Source organism: uncultured Pigmentiphaga sp. (genome assembly GCF_937950555.1).
Lineage (GTDB): Bacteria > Pseudomonadota > Gammaproteobacteria > Burkholderiales > Burkholderiaceae_B > Pigmentiphaga.
This window is the reverse complement of the sequence record NZ_CALFCW010000065.1, coordinates 1-16955: the sequence shown is the minus strand read 5'-3', so window position 1 is coordinate 16955 and position 16955 is coordinate 1. Positions and strand designations below refer to the sequence as shown.

Genomic DNA, 16955 nt, shown 5'->3' with positions numbered 1-16955 from the left:
ACGTTTGCACATGAAAAAAAACTATGGCGTGCACCTGATCAATTAAGATAGGAGGGATAGGGAGGACGTCGAATGCGTATCACTATTAAGGACATAGCCCGAATCGTCGGAGTCGCGCACTCGACCGTTACCCGCGCTCTCGAAGACAATCCCCGCATAAGCACGGAAATGCGCGAGCGGATTAAGAGAGTGGCGTTGGAGTTGGGCTACGTGCCCAACTCCAACGCCCAAGCGATGAGAACGAATAAGAGTCGTCTCGTAGGGTTCGTCGTACCCAACGTGGAAGACAATGACTTAATCACCATCGCGCAGGAGGTGGCAGACTGCTGCAATCAACAGGGACTTCAGCTCGTACTGGCTTTGTCTCAGGACGACCCTGAGCGTGAGCGCGCCCAGCTGCGCGCCTTGGTAGGGGCAAAAGTAGCGGGGGTGGTGATCGTTCCCACAGCCAACCCGCTACCGGAATCGCTGGCACTCCTGCGCCACCAACCGGTCGTTCAGGCAATCCGAAGGATCGATTCCATCCCAGGAAGTCGCCTGTGCTTCAACGACTTTGACGGCATAAGAATTGCGGTCACCCATCTATTGTCGTTGGGGCACCGACACATTGCGTACCTCGGAAGTAGTCCGCACCTCACTACGGGCCAGGGTCGCCTGGCTGGTTATCGACGGGCATATGCTGACTTTGGCTTGGCACCCGACAATTCTCTAATGTTTACGACGACGCCTGACGCGAAGGAAGTAGACACCTTGGTTGCGAACTTAATTAGCGAGAGGAAGCCCTCCGCTCTCGTATTGGGTGGATCAAGAATAACTGCCCATGCCGTCTCAGCGCTGTCCAAAATGGGAGTAGACGTACCGAACGATTTGTCGGTCGTCGGCTTTGGCGATCATGCGTGGCACTCCTGGTGGGGCCCCGGACTAACAACCATCGGGCTTCCAGTTCGAGAATTGGGAAAGGGCGTAGGGCTTCACCTGCTCGAGCGGCTCAACGCTGGGGAGCATTCAACTTCACACCTGACCGCAGACCAGCTATTGGACCCGTTCCTCATAATAAGAGGCAGCACGCGTCCCATTGCATGAAACACAGAAAGTCGTCGCAGCGTACTTTCCAGACCGCCCGACTAGTTAGCGATTGGCCGGCTCACCCGCATGCGAGCCTCGGTGCCTCGTCATCCAGAACATCTGTTACGCAATAAACATCCCTATTAGTAAGGTAGCGATGCCGGAGCACAGCGTAATGAAGATTTTCGATTACGCTAACGGATCGTCCACGGCTGTCACCTGCGTGGGCAAAAGTTAGCGATCCAACCGCCCCCTTCAGCATGCTTGACCACCGTGCCCCGCGTTTCCTCCTTCATGCCGTGACAGGTCCGATCCTCGCGGTGCTGCTGCCGACCGGCTGCGCTTTGCAGTCTCCAGCAGCGACGGTGCCTCTGACGGCTCCGCCAAGTTGGAAGGCCCCGCTGCCGACGGCGGCAGAAACCCGTCAAACCTTGCCACATCAATCAGATGCCCACCAACTGCTCGACTGGTGGCGGCAGACCGGGGACCCGGCATTGCCTGGCTTGATCGACGCCGCCCAAGCCGCCAGTCCGACTCTCGCGGCCGCCCGCTCTCGCTTCGTACAGGCGCGGGCGGCCCGCACTGCGGCCGCGGCGGCGCTAGGCCCTGCCGTCGAAGCCAATGCCCAGAGCAGCCGCGGGTTCTCCCAGATCGCGGGCGGGGTCGCCACGCAACACCAGGCTGCGGTGCAGGCATCGTGGGAAATCGACTTGTTCGGAGCCAACCGTGCCGCCCGCGACGCCGCCCAGGCAAGGCTCGAGGGCGCGCAGGCGCAATGGCATGAAGCTCGCATTTCGGTCGCGGCGGAGGTAGCGCACGAATTGAACAATTTGCGTGCGTGCCAGCGCGACCTTGCCATCCTGGAACAGGACGCCGCCTCGCGCGCGCAGACCCACCGCCTGACTGAGCTTGCACTGCGCGCGGGTTTCCAGTCGAGCGCCAACGCCGCGCTGACGCGCGCCAGCAGCGCCGAGGCAGCCGCGCGGGTCGTGCAGCAGCGGGCCGTATGCGACATCAGCATCAAGGCGCTGGTCGCGCTCACTGCCCTCGACGAGGACGAGGTTCGCTCCCGGGTCGCGCAGCAGCCGACGCGGCGCCCGCCCGACACCCTGTTCGCCATCGACCGCCTCCCGGCAGCCGTGCTGGCGCAACGGCCAGACTTGTTCAATGCCGATCGCAACGTGGCCGCCGCCGCGGCCGAAGTCGGAAGTACCCAGGCCAGGCGCTATCCGCGGCTGACCTTGAACGGCAGCATCGGCGTCGCATCGTTCGCGGCCCGGGGCATAGAAATGGACGTCAACACCTGGTCCATCGGGCCGCTGGGCGTGACGCTCCCCCTGCTCGATGGCGGCCGCCTGCGCGCCGACGTCGAATCGGCGCACGCGCGCTACGAAGAGGCGGTCATGCAGTACCGCGCCACCGCCCGCCAGGCGATACGCGAAGTGGAGGAGGCCCTGGTCAATCTGCACGGCACGGCCGCTCGCGCCGCCGACGCCCAGGTAGCGGTGGAAGGCTATCAGGCTTCGTTCGAAGCGATGGAGCAACGACACCGCAGCGGATTCGCGAGCCTGCTGGAGCTCGAGGAGTCGCGCCGCATGCTGTTGAACGCCCGCATGGCGCTGTCGGCGCTCGAACGCGAGCGGATGGCGGCCTGGATCACCCTCTACCGGGCGGCAGGCGGCGGATGGCGGCAAGGTGATCCTGTTCTGCAGGATGCCGCGCCCACCACCTCCGCCCCGGCCGCCGACCCATCCTGACGCATCCCGACCCGATCCACCGACGACGATAACCCGCCCGGGCTGCCGACGGCGCCCGAGGCCAAGACCAGCAAGACCAAGACCATGACCCTGTCCATGCCGCTACGCATCCTGATCGCCGCCGCCCTGCTCGGCGCCGGCTTGACCGGCGTCGCGCTCGCCCCGCGAGCTGCCGACAAGGCCGAGGCGCCGACGCCCCGCCCGGCGCTGACCGTCACCGTCGAAACGCCCGTCACGCAGCCGCTGCGCATCTCCTTGCACGCCAACGGCAACATCATGGCATGGCAGGAAGCCAGCATAGGCGCCGAGATCGGTGGGCTGCGGCTGCAGGAGGTCAGGGTGAACGTGGGCGACACGGTCAAGGCGGGACAAGTGCTCGCAACGTTCGCCGCCGAGACTGTGAGAGCCGACATCGCGCAAGCGCGGGCGGCGCTCGAGGAGGCGAGGGCCAGTGCCGCCGAAGCGCAGGCCAATGCCGAGCGCGCGCGCTCGCTGCAATCGTCCGGCGCACTGAGCGAAGCCCAGATCCAGCAATACCTGACCGCCGGCCAGACGGCCCAAGCGCGCGTGGAATCGGCGCGCGCCGCGCTTGCCGCGCAGGAACTGCGGCTGAAGTTCACCGAAGTGCGGGCGCCGGACCACGGGGTGATCTCTGCCCGCACCGCCACGGTCGGCGCTGTCGTGACCCCGGGCACCGAACTCTTCCGCATGATCCGGCAGGGCCGCCTCGAGTGGCGCGCCGAGGTCACGTCTGCCGAAGTCGGGCGCATCCGCGTGGGCGGCCCCGTGAGCGTCATGGCGGCCAGCGGCGAACGACTGCAAGGCAAAGTCAGGGCGATCGGCCCCACCGTCGATCCCCAGACCCGCAATACCCTGGTCTACGTCGACCTGCCCGGTACTGATGCCGCCCGCTCCGCGGCCAAGGCCGGCATGTTCGCGCGGGGCGACTTCGATCTCGGCAGCGCGCCGGCGTTGACCGTACCTCAGCAGTCCGTGGTCATGCGGGAGGCATTCAACTACGTATTCGTGGTGGGCCCGGACAACCGGGTCGCCCAACGCAAGGTCCGCACCGGCCGGCGCGATGGCGACCGCGTCGAGATCCTGGAGGGCTTGCAGCCCGATGCACGCATCGTCGTGCGCGGCGCTGGCTTCTTGACCGACGGAGACTTGGTGCGCGTGGTCGATGCGCCCGCCCCGCCAGCACCCTCCCTCGCCCGCTGAAAGAGGGAACGCCGCGATGAATGTATCGACCTGGTCCATCCGCAACCCCATCCCAGCGGTCATGCTGTTCGTGTTGCTCACCTTTGCCGGCATGATGTCTTTTCATGCCATGAAGGTGCAGAACTTCCCCGACATCGACCTGCCCATGGTGATGGTCACGGCCGCCCTGCCGGGCGCCTCTCCCGGGCAGTTGGAAAACGACGTCGCACGCAAGCTGGAAAACTCCATCGCGACACTGCAGGGCCTCAAGCACCTCTACACGAAGATCCAAGACGGCACCGTCACCCTCACCGCCGAGTTTCAGTTGGAAAAGCCGCTACAGGAAGCGGTCGATGATGTCCGCTCGGCCGTTTCCCGCGTGCGGGCCGACATGCCCGCCGACCTGCGCGATCCCGTCATCAACAAGGTCGACCTCGCCGGACAACCCGTCCTCGCCTTCACGGTGCGCGCTGCCAGCATGGACGACGAGGCGCTTTCCTGGTTCGTCGACAACGAGGTCGCGCGCAGGCTGTTGGCCGTCCCCGGCGTCGGCGCCGTCAACCGGGTGGGCGGGGTCACGCGCGAAGTGCGAGTCTCCCTCGATCCGCAACGCCTGCAAGCGCTGGGCGCCTCGGCCGCCGACATCTCGCGCCAATTGCGGCAAGTACAGCTCGAGAGCTCGGGCGGACGCACGGACATTGGCGATGCCGAACAGCCCGTGCGTACGCTCGCGAACGTCCGCAGCGCGGAAGAGCTGGCCGACCTGCGCCTGGTACTGAGCGACGGCCGCGCCATCCGCCTGGCCGACGTCGCGACCGTCAGCGACACCATCGCCGAGCGCCGTTCCGCCGCGCTGCTCGACGGCAAACCCGTGGTGGGCTTCGAAGTCTCCCGCAGCCGCGGGGCAAGCGAACTGGACGTGGCCGAAGGCGTGTACCGGGCGCTCGACGAACTCAAGGCCCAACGCGCTGACCTGGAGATCAATGAGTCCTTCAACTTCGTCACGCCCGTAGAAGAAGATTACGAAGGCTCCATGCGCCTGCTCTATGAGGGTGCGCTGCTGGCGGTATTGGTCGTCTGGCTGTTCCTGCGCGACTGGCGCGCCACGCTGATCTCCGCCATCGCGCTGCCCCTGTCGGTCATACCCGCCTTCGCCGGCATGTATTTCTTCGGGTTCTCGATCAACCTGGTCACGCTGCTTGCCTTGTCGCTGGTGGTTGGCATTTTGGTGGACGATGCCATCGTTGAAGTCGAAAACATCGTGCGCCACCTGCGCATGGGCAAGACCCCGTTCCAGGCCGCCATGGAGGCGGCGGACGAAATCGGGCTCGCCGTGATCGCCACTACCTTCACCCTCATCGCGGTATTCCTGCCCACGGCCTTCATGAGTGGCATTGCCGGGCGGTTCTTCAAGCAATTCGGATGGACGGCTGCACTGGCGGTGTTCGCCTCGCTCGTCGTCGCCCGGGTCCTCACCCCCATGATGGCGGCCTACCTGCTCAAGCCCGCAGTCGAGCCGGGCAAGGAGCCGCGCTGGCTGAAGACCTACATGCGCTGGGTGGCCGCCTGCATGCGGCACCGCTGGCTCACCATGCTGGGCGCCGCGCTGTTCTTCATCTTGTCCGTCGCCATGATTCCGCTGTTGCCTGCGGGGTTCATGCCCGCCGACGACAACTCGCAGACCCAGGTCGCCATCGAGCTGACGCCCGGCTCGACGCTGGCCCAGACCCTGGAAGCCGCCGAACTGGTTCGGCAACGCCTGGTCCGCGTCCCCCACGTGCGCAGCGTCTACACCACCATCGGCGGTGGCGCCGCGGGCGGCGACCCCTTCGCGATGAGCGGAGCGGCCGAAGTCCGCAAGGCCACGCTCACGATTCAACTCGATCCGCGCTCCGAACGCCCCGAGAAACAGCAGATCGAAGAGCAGATCCGCGCGACGCTGCAGGAAGTCCCTGGCATCCGCACCCGCGTCGGCCTCGGAGGCGGCCATAACAAATACGTACTGGTCTTGACTGGCGATGACCCCGACGCGCTGAATGAAGCCGCCCTCGCCGTCGCCAAAGAGCTGCGCACCATCCCCGGTGTCGGCAACATCGCCTCCACAGCCAGCCTGATCCGGCCGGAGATCGCGGTCCGGCCCGATTTCGCGCGCGCCGCGGACTTGGGCATCACAAGCAGCGCCATTGCCGACACCTTGCGCATCGCCACGGTGGGCGACTACGACATCTCGCTGCCCAAGCTCAACCTCTCGCAACGCCAGGTGCCCATCGTGGTCCGCCTCGACGAGGCGGCGCGCACCGACCTTTCCGTGCTGGAGCGCCTCTCCGTTCCAGGCGCGCGCGGCCCCGTCATGCTAGGGCAAGTGGCCGACCTATCATTCTCCGCAGGCCCCGCCGTCATCGACCGCTACGACCGCTCGCGCAACATCAATTTCGAGATCGAACTCGCGGGCATCGACCTCGGCGAGGTCGCCAAGCGTGTCGCGGAGCTACCTGCCATCCGGAACCTACCCGCCGGCGTGCGCCAAGCCACCGTGGGCGACGCCGAAATCATGGGCGAGCTGTTCCAAAGCTTCGGCCTGGCCATGCTCACGGGCGTGCTGTGCATTTATATCGTGCTGGTCCTGCTCTTCAAGCACTTCCTGCACCCCGTGACCATCCTCGCCGCCCTGCCGCTATCGCTCGGGGGCGCCTTCGTCGGCCTGCTGATCGCCAACAAAAGCTTCTCCATGCCGTCGCTGATCGGCCTGGTGATGTTGATGGGCATCGCCACGAAGAACTCCATTCTCTTGGTGGAATATGCGCTGCTCGCACGCCGCGGCCACCCTGCCACCGACGCCCGACCCGCAGTGCCTGGGATGAGCCGTTGGGATGCGCTGCTGGACGCGTGCCACAAGCGGGCACGCCCCATCATCATGACGACCATGGCGATGGGCGCCGGCATGCTGCCCATCGCCATCGGCTACGGCGCGGCCGACCCGAGCTTCCGCTCGCCCATGGCGATCGCGGTGTTGGGCGGCTTGATCACCTCGACCTTCCTGAGCCTCCTGGTGATACCAGTGGTGTTCCTGTTCGTCGACGATTTCACCCAGTGGGCGGTACGCCTGGTTAGGCGGGAGAAGCCGCAGGCAGGCGAATCCGGTTGATGCCTGCCCCGATGATGCGCTCAGCCCCGCGCGGGGCGCCCACCGGCGCCTGCCATCTGCGCGACGGCCCGCATGCATGCTAGGACGAAGCCCTTCAGGAAGCGCGCGACGCCCGACATCCTGAAATGCACGCCGTGGCGGTAGATGTCCTTGAGCGCCGCGGCGAAGTACCGCAGGAACAATTTTCGGTCGATGCGGCTCAAGGCCCACAGGTGGGTGTTGATCTTGCACCTCAGGAGCTGCCGCTCCACCTTGGCGTCCGCCCAGGCGCCGACCTTGTCGTTCAGCCACTCGAAGATCGGGAAATGCACGAACAGCCGTTCGTCCCTGACGGCGATGTCCTGCCCGTCGCGCTCCTGCCTATAGTAGTAATAGCACTCCGGGATCACCGACATGCGCTTGACGCGCGACAACACCTCGAACTGGAACGGCAAATCGTCGAACCGCGGGATGTGCTCGGGGAACTCGATGCCGTTCCCGGCCAGGAATTCCCTGCGGTAGATCCGGCGCCAGATGGTCGGCTTGACCGCCAGGTAGGAAGTGACGTCGTCCACCAAGCCATGGGTCCCGCCGCCTGACCTCCCCCCCCAGGCAGTGGAATACAGCTCCTGGCGCCCGGAATCTTCGTACGCCTCGATATAGCCGCACTGCGCGACGTCGGCGGCATTGAGCACCGCCGAGCGGTAAAGCGCCTCGAACATTTCCGTATCGACCCAGTCGTCGCCGTCGACGAAGGCAACGTATTCGCCCTGGGCGATGCGGGCACCGGCATTGCGAGCGCTGGCGCAACCCCCATTGGGTTTGTGCAATACCTTGACCCGGCCAGGGTATTTCTCTGCCCACTCGTCCAGGCGGGCGCCGGTCGCGTCAGGCGATCCGTCATCGACGGCGATGATTTCCAAAGACGCCAATGTCTGGTCCACGAGCGACTGCAGGCATCGATCGATCCAGGGCAACACCTTGTAGGCAGGCACGACCACCGAGACCTCGTATGCCGGTGCGTCCCCGCACCAGGCAATGGGATCGGCCCGGCCGGCGACGCGCCAGTGCAGGCTCCCGACCCGGCCGCGGCACTGCCGGTACACATCGAGCGGATCTGCGTCCAGAGGATCGAAATCGCCGCACAAGTGATCAATGCGGAACCGCCCGAGCAAGCGCACCAGGCCGGCGGCATCGAACAGCGCGGCGTCGACCCGGACCAAGGAAAACGCCTGCAAGGGCGATGCCTCGAGTTCGTCCGTCGATGGGTAAAACATCACCCGCTCGCGCCAGCGGAGCCCCTTGACGTTTGCCAGGCAGGCATCGAGCTCATTTTTCAGGTATCCGTTCGGCTCGACCACCACGATCGTGGCGGTGGGCGAAGCCGTCAGCAGATGCACGATCTCCGCGCCGGACCGGGCGCCGACCAGCAAAATGGCGGCACCAGGCCGCGCGACGCGAAAACCCACGCCGTGATGGCCGGAATGCAGGCGAGAGAGGTCTTCCTCCAGATACTTGGATAGCAAGGGGCCATTCAACAAGGCTTTGAGCCTGTTCGATTCAGCGGATCGCAACATAGTCCGTCCTCCGGCTCAAAATGCAGGGCTCAAGCGCCCCGTGCGGCGGGCGACCCTGGCGAGGACGGCGCGCGCGAGGGTACGCCTAAGCTTCCGGCCGTGCCTCCAGCTGAACAGGAGTCCCAGCGCCCAAAACTTGGCCGTGGGCCGTTCGGACGAATACGCAGTGAGGAAGCGGGCCGCTTTCGCGCGGAAAGCGGAGACGAGTATCGCCTCCCTGCGGTCGATGCCATTCTTCATGCAATAGCGCGCCGCACTGGCATCGATGGCCGCGGCCATTTGCTCGCATGCCGCCCGGAAAAAGCGCCGGCGCGCCTTGTTCAGCGTATTTTTTCCGCACCAGTAGGTCATGCGGGCCGCCATGATCGCGATGTACGCCCGGCCCGCTTCGTCGACGCGGTACTTCTCCATGGCCTCAAAGCCCAGCGCTACCGCCTTGAGGATGTCAAAGCGCCGCTCGCTTTTTTGGTCCGTGATTTTTCCCGGCCGGTTGACGCGGTAGAAGTAACCGGTGGAATCCAGCAACAGGATTTTTCCGGCTGCGGCCAGGACTTCGACGTGCACGGGAAAATCCTCGAAATGCAACCCGAGGGGAAACTCGATGCGTTTCTCGAGCATGAACTCGCGCCGCAGCAACCGGGTATTTGCATTCGGTTCGAAGCGGAACACTTGGGGATCGCGCCGCGCGCTGGTGACGACGCACGAGCGTCCTTGTAAGACCTGGTCCCATATGGGCGCGTCGTAAAAGTCGTGCACCACGTGCGATACGCTGTCGAAAACCATTGAGCGGCACACGGCCACGTCGCATCCCGCGCGCTCGGCCAACAGCGCCAGCTTTCTGTAGCAGGACGCCTCGACCAGATCGTCGCTGTCGCAAAACCCGATGAATTTGCCGCTGGCGTACTTCACGCCCGTCATGCGGGCGGCGGACAAGCCGGCGTTCTCCTGCCGGACGTGCAGGGTCGGCACGGTACTGTTCCGCATCCAGTCGGCGATCCTGGCCGGGCTTGCGTCCGTGCTGCCGTCGTCGACGATGATGATTTCAATGTCTGGCTGCCCATCCGCGGCGATGGAGTCGAGCGTCTCGACTAGCAGGTTCTCCGTATTGAATACGGGAACGATCCACGAAATGAGAGGCGGGTCTGCGCGACCGGACGGACGCCTGTCATTGACTACTTGTTCGCTCATGATTCTCCAGATTTCGGGCAAGGCGCGTTACACATAACCGTCGGGATTCTGCGACTGCCAGCGCCACCCATCACGACACATATCTTCAATACTGCGGCTGGCACGCCAGCCGAGCAGCTCGTTCGCAGCCGAGGGATCGGCCCACATTTGCGCGACGTCCCCGGGCCGGCGGCCGAGGATTTCGTACGGCACGGTCCGGCCCGTGGTCGATTCGAACGCCTTGACCAGTTCGAGCACGCTCGTCCCCCTGCCTGTCCCCAGGTTGAAGGCAAAACACCCCGGCCTCGCCCGGCGCGCGTATTCGACGGCCTTCACGTGGCCATCCGCCAGGTCCGACACGTGCAGATAATCCCGGACCCCGGTTCCGTCAGGCGTCGGATAGTCATTCCCGAACACCAACAGCTTCTCGCGCTTTCCTATGGCAACCTGGGTGATGTACGGGAAGAGGTTATTGGGCGTGCCACGCGGCGACTCCCCTATCTGCCCGCTGGCGTGGGCGCCGATGGGGTTGAAATAGCGCAGGTTTACGGCCGTCCTGCCTGGGTCCGCCGCGCACCAATCGGCGAGCATCGCTTCGACCATGGCCTTGGTCCGCCCGTACGGATTGGTGGGGGCCAGCGGATGGTCCTCCGTGTACGGCAAGGACCTGGGTTCCCCGTACACCGTGGCAGACGAGCTGAACACGATGCGCCTGACCTGGGCCCGCTCCATCGCCTGCAGCAGGACGATGCTTCCGTATACGTTATTGTCGTAGTAGTCCAGGGGCTTGGCCACCGACTCTCCGACAGCCTTCAGGCCCGCGAAATGCACGACGCACTCCACTGGCGCCCCCTGCTCCCGCGCGAGCGAGAACAGGGCATCGAGCACACTTGCGTCTCGGACATCGCCCTCGCGCCAAGTGACGGAACGCCCAGTCAACGCTTCGACCCGGCGCAGCACTCCGGGCGAACTATTGCAAAAATTGTCCAGCACGATCGGGTGGTACCCGGCCGCGAGAAATTCCACGAGCGTATGGGAGCCGATGTAGCCAGCCCCTCCAGTGACGAGTACAGAGGTTTTCATTGGAAGCTGTCGGCGATGAGCGGATGGACGATGTGCATTCCTACAGGAACACACCGGGGGGCGGTTGGCGGTCGAACAGGCGCGCGGATTTCAACGCGGACAGCAACATGCTGCACCGCGCTCGCCCCTTGCGCGTCGCTAGACCGATCAACATCAAGGCGGACGTAAGCAGATAGGGCTTGAGCCGCACCAGGGCGTTCTCGCCGTACCGGAAATACACGACGAACAGGTTCCGGAACATATAAAAACCCTTCCAGGAATCCAAGGCATGCTGCTGCACGAACTCGAGCTGCCGGACCATCACTGCGTCGCGCACCGCGAAGATCCGATAACCAGCACGCCGGATGCGGAGCGCATAATCGACGTCGTCGTAGAAGATGAAATAGCGCGCATCCGGATACCCCACGACGTCGACGACGGAACGGTGCACCATGAACCCCTCGAATGCGACGTTCTCCACCTCGAGCACGGGCGGCATCTGCGAGCGCACGCGGAAGGCCTGCTCGACCGAACGCGTCTTGCTGTGGACCACGAACGGGTTTCTCAAATCGAACTTGATGGCGGAACGCTCGACCAGGTCTCCGTTCGGCCTCGTGCGCACGGCGATCATCGCGGGATCCCCGCGCTCGATCAGCCGCTGGGCGCACTCTGGCTCCGGAACGACGTCGTCGTCCATCAGCCAGATCCATTCCCACCCGGCTTCGTGCGCCAGCTGGACGCCGAGCGCAAACCCGCCCGCCCCGCCCAGGTTCTCGGCGCTGCGCGTGACATGGAGCGGCAGGTCAGACCGCCCGGACAGCAGTTGCGCCGTCCCGTCCGTCGACGCATTGTCGATCACGTAAACGGCGCCCGGCGGCACGGTCTGGCGCGCCAGCCCGTCCAGGCAGCGTGCCAGGAGTTCCTGGCGGTTATGCGTAACGACAACGACAGCGAGGCTTTTCAATGCAATCACTCGATAAAACGACGATGACCCGAGAAATCCCCACGCCAGCCGTCGGCCATGGCCCGGAAGCTAAGGCGCAGCCGGGCTAGGCTGGGGCGGGAAAAGGTGTAGAACCAGATCGTTTTCGCAGCGAAGGCGAGCGCGTGCAGCGGCCCCCGGTACGTCAACAGGTTAACGGTATTGTTCCGGCACAGGCAGTAATGTTTGAGCGCCGACCGGGTGTTGTTGAAATGCAGGAGGCCGAAGAACATGGGCGCGCCCAGCTCATCCTGCCTGGGGTGGAAAAACTGCGCCTGCGCTACCGTGGCAATGCGCGCCCCGGCTCGGGAGGCGCGCATCACGTATTCGATATCGTCGCCCCAGATGAAGAACTCCTTGCGGGGCAGCCCGATGCGTTCGACCAATTCCCGCCGGACCAGGACCCCGTTGAAGGGCATCACCACGCCGGGCAAGAGCCCGCCGGCGGCGGCCTCCCGGACGCTCTCCGCCGAGCGCAGGACCTTGGCAGAGCCCGGCATGCGCAGGGGGAAACACAGGCGCTCCGGCTGCGCTTCGTCGATGACCACGGGGCCCCAGAGGTCATGGGAGGGCGCGGCCTGGAGCAGCTTCTCCAGGCAGTCCGCCGCAGGATGGCCGTCATCGTCCATCAGCCATGCAAGATCGCTTTTCCTGGCCAGCGCGGCGGCCATGCCGTGATGGAAGCCACCAGCCCCACCCTCATTGCTGGGCAGCGTGATGAGCTCGAAGCCGGGACGGTCCAACAGGCCGCTTTCCTCGAGCGCGGCGCGCGTGCCGTCGGTGCTCGCGTTATCGATGACGACTATCTCTTGCGGCGGCACGCTCTGCTCCAGCAAGGCCCGCAGGCAGCGCAGCAGGAGGGTCTTTCGGTTATAGGTGACGACTACCGCGCAGACTCGCATGGATCAATCGAGAGGGTTGACGTAGAAGGCTTCGGGGGTGCGTCCTTCATGCAGCGCCGCCTTGGCGGCTTCGGCGACTTCGAGCGCCTCTTTTATCGTGACGTCCATGTCGAGGTAGCGATACGTCCCGAGCCGACCAACGAAGGTCACGCCCCGTTCCATGCGCGCGCGTTGCACATACCGTTCGAGCAGCGCCTTGTCCTTGACCAGGCGGATCGGATAATAGGGGATGTCGCGCTCCGAGCAAGACCGGCTGTACTCGCGATAAGCGATGCTTTTTTCGTGTTGCTCCCAGGGCGAGAAGTGCTTGTGCTCGGAAATCCTCGTATAGGGGACCTCGGCATCACAGTAGTTGATGACGGCAGTCCCCTGGAGATCGCCTTCGCCCCGAATCACTTCGAAATCCAGCGTACGGTAGCCCAGCCGCCCCAGGCTGAAGCCGAACCATGCATCCAGCGGCCCGGTCCAGAACACGTGGTCGGCGTCCTGCCGCATCGACGGCTCGAAGGGCGTCTTCAAGCGAACCTCGATGCCGGGATGGTCGAGGATGGCCTGGACGATTTCCGTGTAGCCATTCCTCGGCATGCCCTGGTAGCGATGCGAGAAGTAATTGTCGTCGTAATTGAAACGCACGGGCAGGCGCTTGAGGATGCTGGCCGGCAGCTCGGAAGGCGGCACGCCCCATTGCTTGAGCGTATAGCCTTTGAAAAAGGCCTCGTACAGTTCCCGCCCAACGAAGCGCAAGGCCTGCTCCTCGAAGGTTTGGGGCGATTCGATGGATAGATCGGCCTGGCTCTCCAGGAACACCTTGGCTTCGCGCGGCGACAGCGTCTTGCCGAAGAATTGATTGATCGTGTGCAGGTTGATGGGCAGCAGATACACCCGGCCCTGGGAGATGGCCTTTACACGGTTGACGTAGGGCATCATCTCGCCATAACGGTTGATGTATTGCCATACGCGCTCGTTGTCCGTATGAAAAATATGGGGTCCATAGACGTGCACCATCACCCCGGTTTCCTCGTCCCGGGCGGAGTGACAGTTACCCGCCACGTGATCGCGCTGGTCGATGACGGTGGCACGGTGCCCGGCCTGCGCCAGTTCCCGCGCAATGACGGCTCCGGAAAATCCGGCCCCTACGATGAGAAAATGCTTCATGAAACGGCGTCCATCTGACGGGGCACGATACTCTCGGGCGCCTCTACGATACGGCCATGCTCCAGGCGGACGACTTTGTCGCAGATCTTATTGGCCAGCTCCATGTCATGCGTCGCCATGACGAGAATGCCCGCATCATTGACGAAGCTCTCGAGCCGCTCCGCGGCTTTCTGCCTGAAGCGCTCGTCGCCGACGCTAATCCATTCGTCCATGAGCAGGATCTCCGGACGCACGCTGGTCGAAATTGCGAAGGCGAGCCGCAGCACCATTCCGCTGGAGTATGCCCGGACGGGAAGGTTGAGGAAATCGCCCAACTCACTGAACTCGACGATGTCGTCGACCAAGCGGTTGATCTCGTTTGGCTTAATCCCTAGGAATAGGGCGCGAAGCTTGATGTTCTCGAAACCGGTGGCGTCTCCGTCCATCCCGAGCATGGAGTCGAGCAGGCTCGTCACCTTCCCGCGCACGGAAATCGTTCCCTGGACGGGTGCATAGACACCCGCAAGCACGCGCAACAGCGTCGTCTTGCCCGAGCCGTTGTGCCCCAGCAGGGCGACGCGATCGCCCTCCTTGATATCCAGGCTGATGTCCTTGAGGGCCTCGACTTGGGCGGGGCCCCGCGAGGACTCGAGGATGCGCCCGCCCGTCGCCACGTTCAAGACCGTTTGCTTGAATGAACGCTGCTTGGCGTCATAGATGGGGAAGCGCACCGATACGTTGTTCAGGCGAATATGCATAGCAGTTACAGCCAATAAGCCACGCGGTGCCGGAACCGGGCCAGCAACGCGACGGCGAACACACTTCCCGCCACGGCTGCGATCGCGGCCACCGCCCAATACATGGGGGCGGGAACGCCTCCGAGGATGGGCTGGCGCATTAACTCGAGCAAAATGGTCAAGGGATTCAAGTCCGCCAAATGGGCCCGGCCGGGCGGCAATTGGTCGACCTGCCAGACAATCGGGGTGATGAAAAACATCAGGGACATGACGCTGCCCACGACGGGATGCATGTCGCGATATCGCGTGCAGAATATCGCGACCACCAATCCGATCCACAATAAATTCACCGATACCAATAACAACCCAGGAATCGCCCAAAATATATTGAGGTTGACGGATTTACCCAGGAGCACCATGACCACCGGATAAATCAATATGTTGTGCCCGAGGATAATGAACTGACGATAAATTACCCTCAGCACGAAAATCGTCAGCGGTAATTTGACCTGCTTCAGATAATGGGCCGACCCGGAGAAGGCATCGCAAAACTCGTTGATGCTTCCCGACATGAATGCCCAAAATATCAGCCCCAACGCGAGATGGGGAATGAACTCACCCGGGGAACGTGCGAACAGCGCCCCATACAAGGGCCCCATCGCGGCCACCGTGACGGCCGTGCTGATGGTAATCCAAAGGGGGCCTAGGGACGACCGCCTGTATCGGGTGCGGATATCCTGCCACCCCAAGGCGGTCCAGAAATAACGATCGCGAAAAGCAGCGGTTATGTCGACGATTGCTTCAGATAAATTCACCAGGAACACCGTTTCACTCGACGCCCTGCGGGGACGCCGGTCCGTTGACGAATTCTAGCCCCATGGCAAGGACACATCTGCTCAAAGTAGCCACGGAGGTGTGCAAATGTAAACTCCCCCGCAGGAAAGCAAAAGGGCTTCAAACCAGTGCTTGAAGCCCTAAGGATTATGAAGAGCGGCCCCTCCCCCGAGGGGGGTGCGCCCAAGTCTTGGATCAACGGTCGATTATGGCAGTGGCCATGGGCAGTGTCAAAACCGCGCCGGCGTCACGCGCCTGAAATATTCGGTTGAATTCGCATTCAATTTGTCGCGGGGAAGTTGGCGCTCACAAACTTGCGAAGTTGCAGGGTAGAGCCCCGCTTGCGTCAGCGAGAAATCCCGCCCAATAGCGCGCCGGCACCCGGCACGACCGGCTCCAGCCCCAAGCGATCGAGCATGGCGCGAACCGTACAGACGGCGGTCGATATGACGGGGATGCCGAGGCGATCCTGCACCGGCTGGATCGCAGGCAAGGAAGGCATTTGCACGCACGCCGATAGCACGACGGCATCGACGTTGCGAGTATCCAGGCGCTCGACGTCCCGCACCAATTGCATGGGGTCGCGCAGCCCCACTTCGAGGTTGTCCGGGATCTCAAAGCTCATGGCATCCACGACCTCAATGCCCTCGCTTTCAATGTATTGAACCACGAGCTCCGTCAGAGGCCGCATGTACGGCGCCATCAACGAGATGCGCCGGGCCCCCAGCTCCTGCAACCCCTCGATCAGCGCGCCGGCCGAGGTCATGACCGGCGCACTGCAGCCATTGGCGCGGGCCACCTCCGCCAGCTCGCTTTCGGTCTGGCGGTGGTAGCCCGGGCCCATCGCCATGATGGCGACAAGGCAGGCGGTGCTCATGACGTCGACCCGCGCATCAGCCAGCTCTGCCGCGCAACGCAGGCCTTCGCGGTTCATGGCCTCGAGTTCTTCCTTGACGACCTTGTGCATGCGCATCCGGCTCGAATGGAAGGTGAAGCGCTCAGGCCGGACGGCTTCGCGGGCGCGCAGCATGGCGGGGATTTCCGTCTCCATGGTGGTATTGGAGCTTGGGACGATCTGGCCGATGCGATAGGGACGAGACATCATGGCATTTCCTGTTTGGGGCTAGTCGAGAGAAATGGCTGCCTGCTTAACCACTGAGTCGAAACGCAGCGTATCGCCTTGCATGGCCTGGGCGAGGTCCGAGGCTGACGCCGGCCAAGCCTCGAAGCCGAAGGTATCGAACTGCTTGCGTACGTCGGGTTCGACCACGGCCTGGGCGACGGCCTGGTTGATGCGGTCGACCACGGCTTGGGGCGTGCCCTTGGGCGCGAACATCGCGTATGCGCGGCCAAACGGCGTTCGGCCTGGGTCGCATCTTCGCGCCCCTTGATGGACTTGCGCGCCGTCAGCCGC

14 protein-coding genes are annotated in these 16955 nt (G+C 63.8%); 4 read left to right on the top strand and 10 right to left on the bottom strand.

What is annotated here, in order from left to right; all coding sequences use genetic code 11:
- Positions 1 to 72: 72 nt before the first annotated feature.
- The 4 genes from Q0319_RS19375 to Q0319_RS14885 all read left to right on the top strand — a co-directional run bounded on the left by Q0319_RS19375 (position 73) and on the right by Q0319_RS14885 (position 7167).
- Entirely contained in the window at positions 73 to 1083 is a 1011-nt protein-coding gene (locus tag Q0319_RS19375; RefSeq protein WP_363322289.1) for a LacI family DNA-binding transcriptional regulator, read from the top strand.
- Between the two features lie 242 nt (positions 1084 to 1325).
- A complete protein-coding gene (locus Q0319_RS14895) occupies positions 1326 to 2822 on the top strand; it encodes an efflux transporter outer membrane subunit (protein ID WP_363322288.1) in 1497 nt (498 codons plus the stop codon).
- A gap of 84 nt (positions 2823 to 2906) precedes the next feature.
- Positions 2907 to 4043: an efflux RND transporter periplasmic adaptor subunit gene (locus Q0319_RS14890; RefSeq protein ID WP_299453905.1), complete on the top strand. Its 1137-nt coding sequence runs from the start codon at positions 2907 to 2909 to the stop codon at positions 4041 to 4043.
- A gap of 16 nt (positions 4044 to 4059) precedes the next feature.
- Positions 4060 to 7167, top strand: coding sequence for an efflux RND transporter permease subunit (locus tag Q0319_RS14885; protein ID WP_296469079.1), 3108 nt, complete (start codon positions 4060 to 4062; stop codon positions 7165 to 7167).
- Between the two features lie 20 nt (positions 7168 to 7187).
- Here Q0319_RS14885 and Q0319_RS14880 read toward each other — a convergent pair whose 3' ends face one another.
- The 10 genes from Q0319_RS14880 to Q0319_RS14835 form a co-directional block, all read right to left on the bottom strand.
- Entirely contained in the window at positions 7188 to 8723 is a 1536-nt protein-coding gene (locus tag Q0319_RS14880) for a glycosyltransferase (protein WP_296469078.1), read from the bottom strand.
- 15 nt (positions 8724 to 8738) lie between these two features.
- Positions 8739 to 9911, bottom strand: a complete 1173-nt coding sequence (locus Q0319_RS14875) for a glycosyltransferase family 2 protein (RefSeq protein WP_296469076.1) — start codon at positions 9909 to 9911, stop codon at positions 8739 to 8741.
- 27 nt (positions 9912 to 9938) lie between these two features.
- The gene (gene galE, locus Q0319_RS14870; protein ID WP_296469074.1) at positions 9939 to 10973 is read right to left on the bottom strand and encodes a UDP-glucose 4-epimerase GalE; all 1035 of its coding nucleotides are present in this window, start codon (positions 10971 to 10973) and stop codon (positions 9939 to 9941) included.
- Positions 10974 to 11013: 40 nt separating this feature from the next.
- Positions 11014 to 11916 carry a glycosyltransferase gene (locus tag Q0319_RS14865; RefSeq protein WP_299453901.1) on the bottom strand — a complete coding sequence of 301 codons (903 nt, stop codon included), beginning with the start codon at positions 11914 to 11916 and terminating at the stop codon, positions 11014 to 11016.
- Between the two features lie 5 nt (positions 11917 to 11921).
- Positions 11922 to 12836 (bottom strand): glycosyltransferase family 2 protein, encoded by a 915-nt coding sequence (locus Q0319_RS14860; protein ID WP_296470943.1) that lies wholly within the window; start codon positions 12834 to 12836, stop codon positions 11922 to 11924.
- 3 nt (positions 12837 to 12839) lie between these two features.
- A complete protein-coding gene (gene glf, locus Q0319_RS14855) occupies positions 12840 to 13991 on the bottom strand; it encodes a UDP-galactopyranose mutase (protein WP_296470944.1) in 1152 nt (383 codons plus the stop codon).
- Entirely contained in the window at positions 13988 to 14728 is a 741-nt protein-coding gene (locus Q0319_RS14850; protein WP_299453896.1) for an ABC transporter ATP-binding protein, read from the bottom strand. Before Q0319_RS14850 ends, glf begins: the two co-directional genes overlap by 4 nt.
- A gap of 5 nt (positions 14729 to 14733) precedes the next feature.
- Positions 14734 to 15522, bottom strand: coding sequence for an ABC transporter permease (locus Q0319_RS14845; protein ID WP_299453893.1), 789 nt, complete (start codon positions 15520 to 15522; stop codon positions 14734 to 14736).
- A 365-nt stretch (positions 15523 to 15887) separates the two neighbouring features.
- Positions 15888 to 16643 carry an Asp/Glu racemase gene (locus Q0319_RS14840; RefSeq protein WP_299454039.1) on the bottom strand — a complete coding sequence of 252 codons (756 nt, stop codon included), beginning with the start codon at positions 16641 to 16643 and terminating at the stop codon, positions 15888 to 15890.
- Between the two features lie 21 nt (positions 16644 to 16664).
- Positions 16665 to 16955, bottom strand: a 291-nt coding sequence (locus Q0319_RS14835) for a tripartite tricarboxylate transporter substrate-binding protein (RefSeq protein ID WP_299453890.1), incomplete at its 5' end; no start/stop codon positions are given.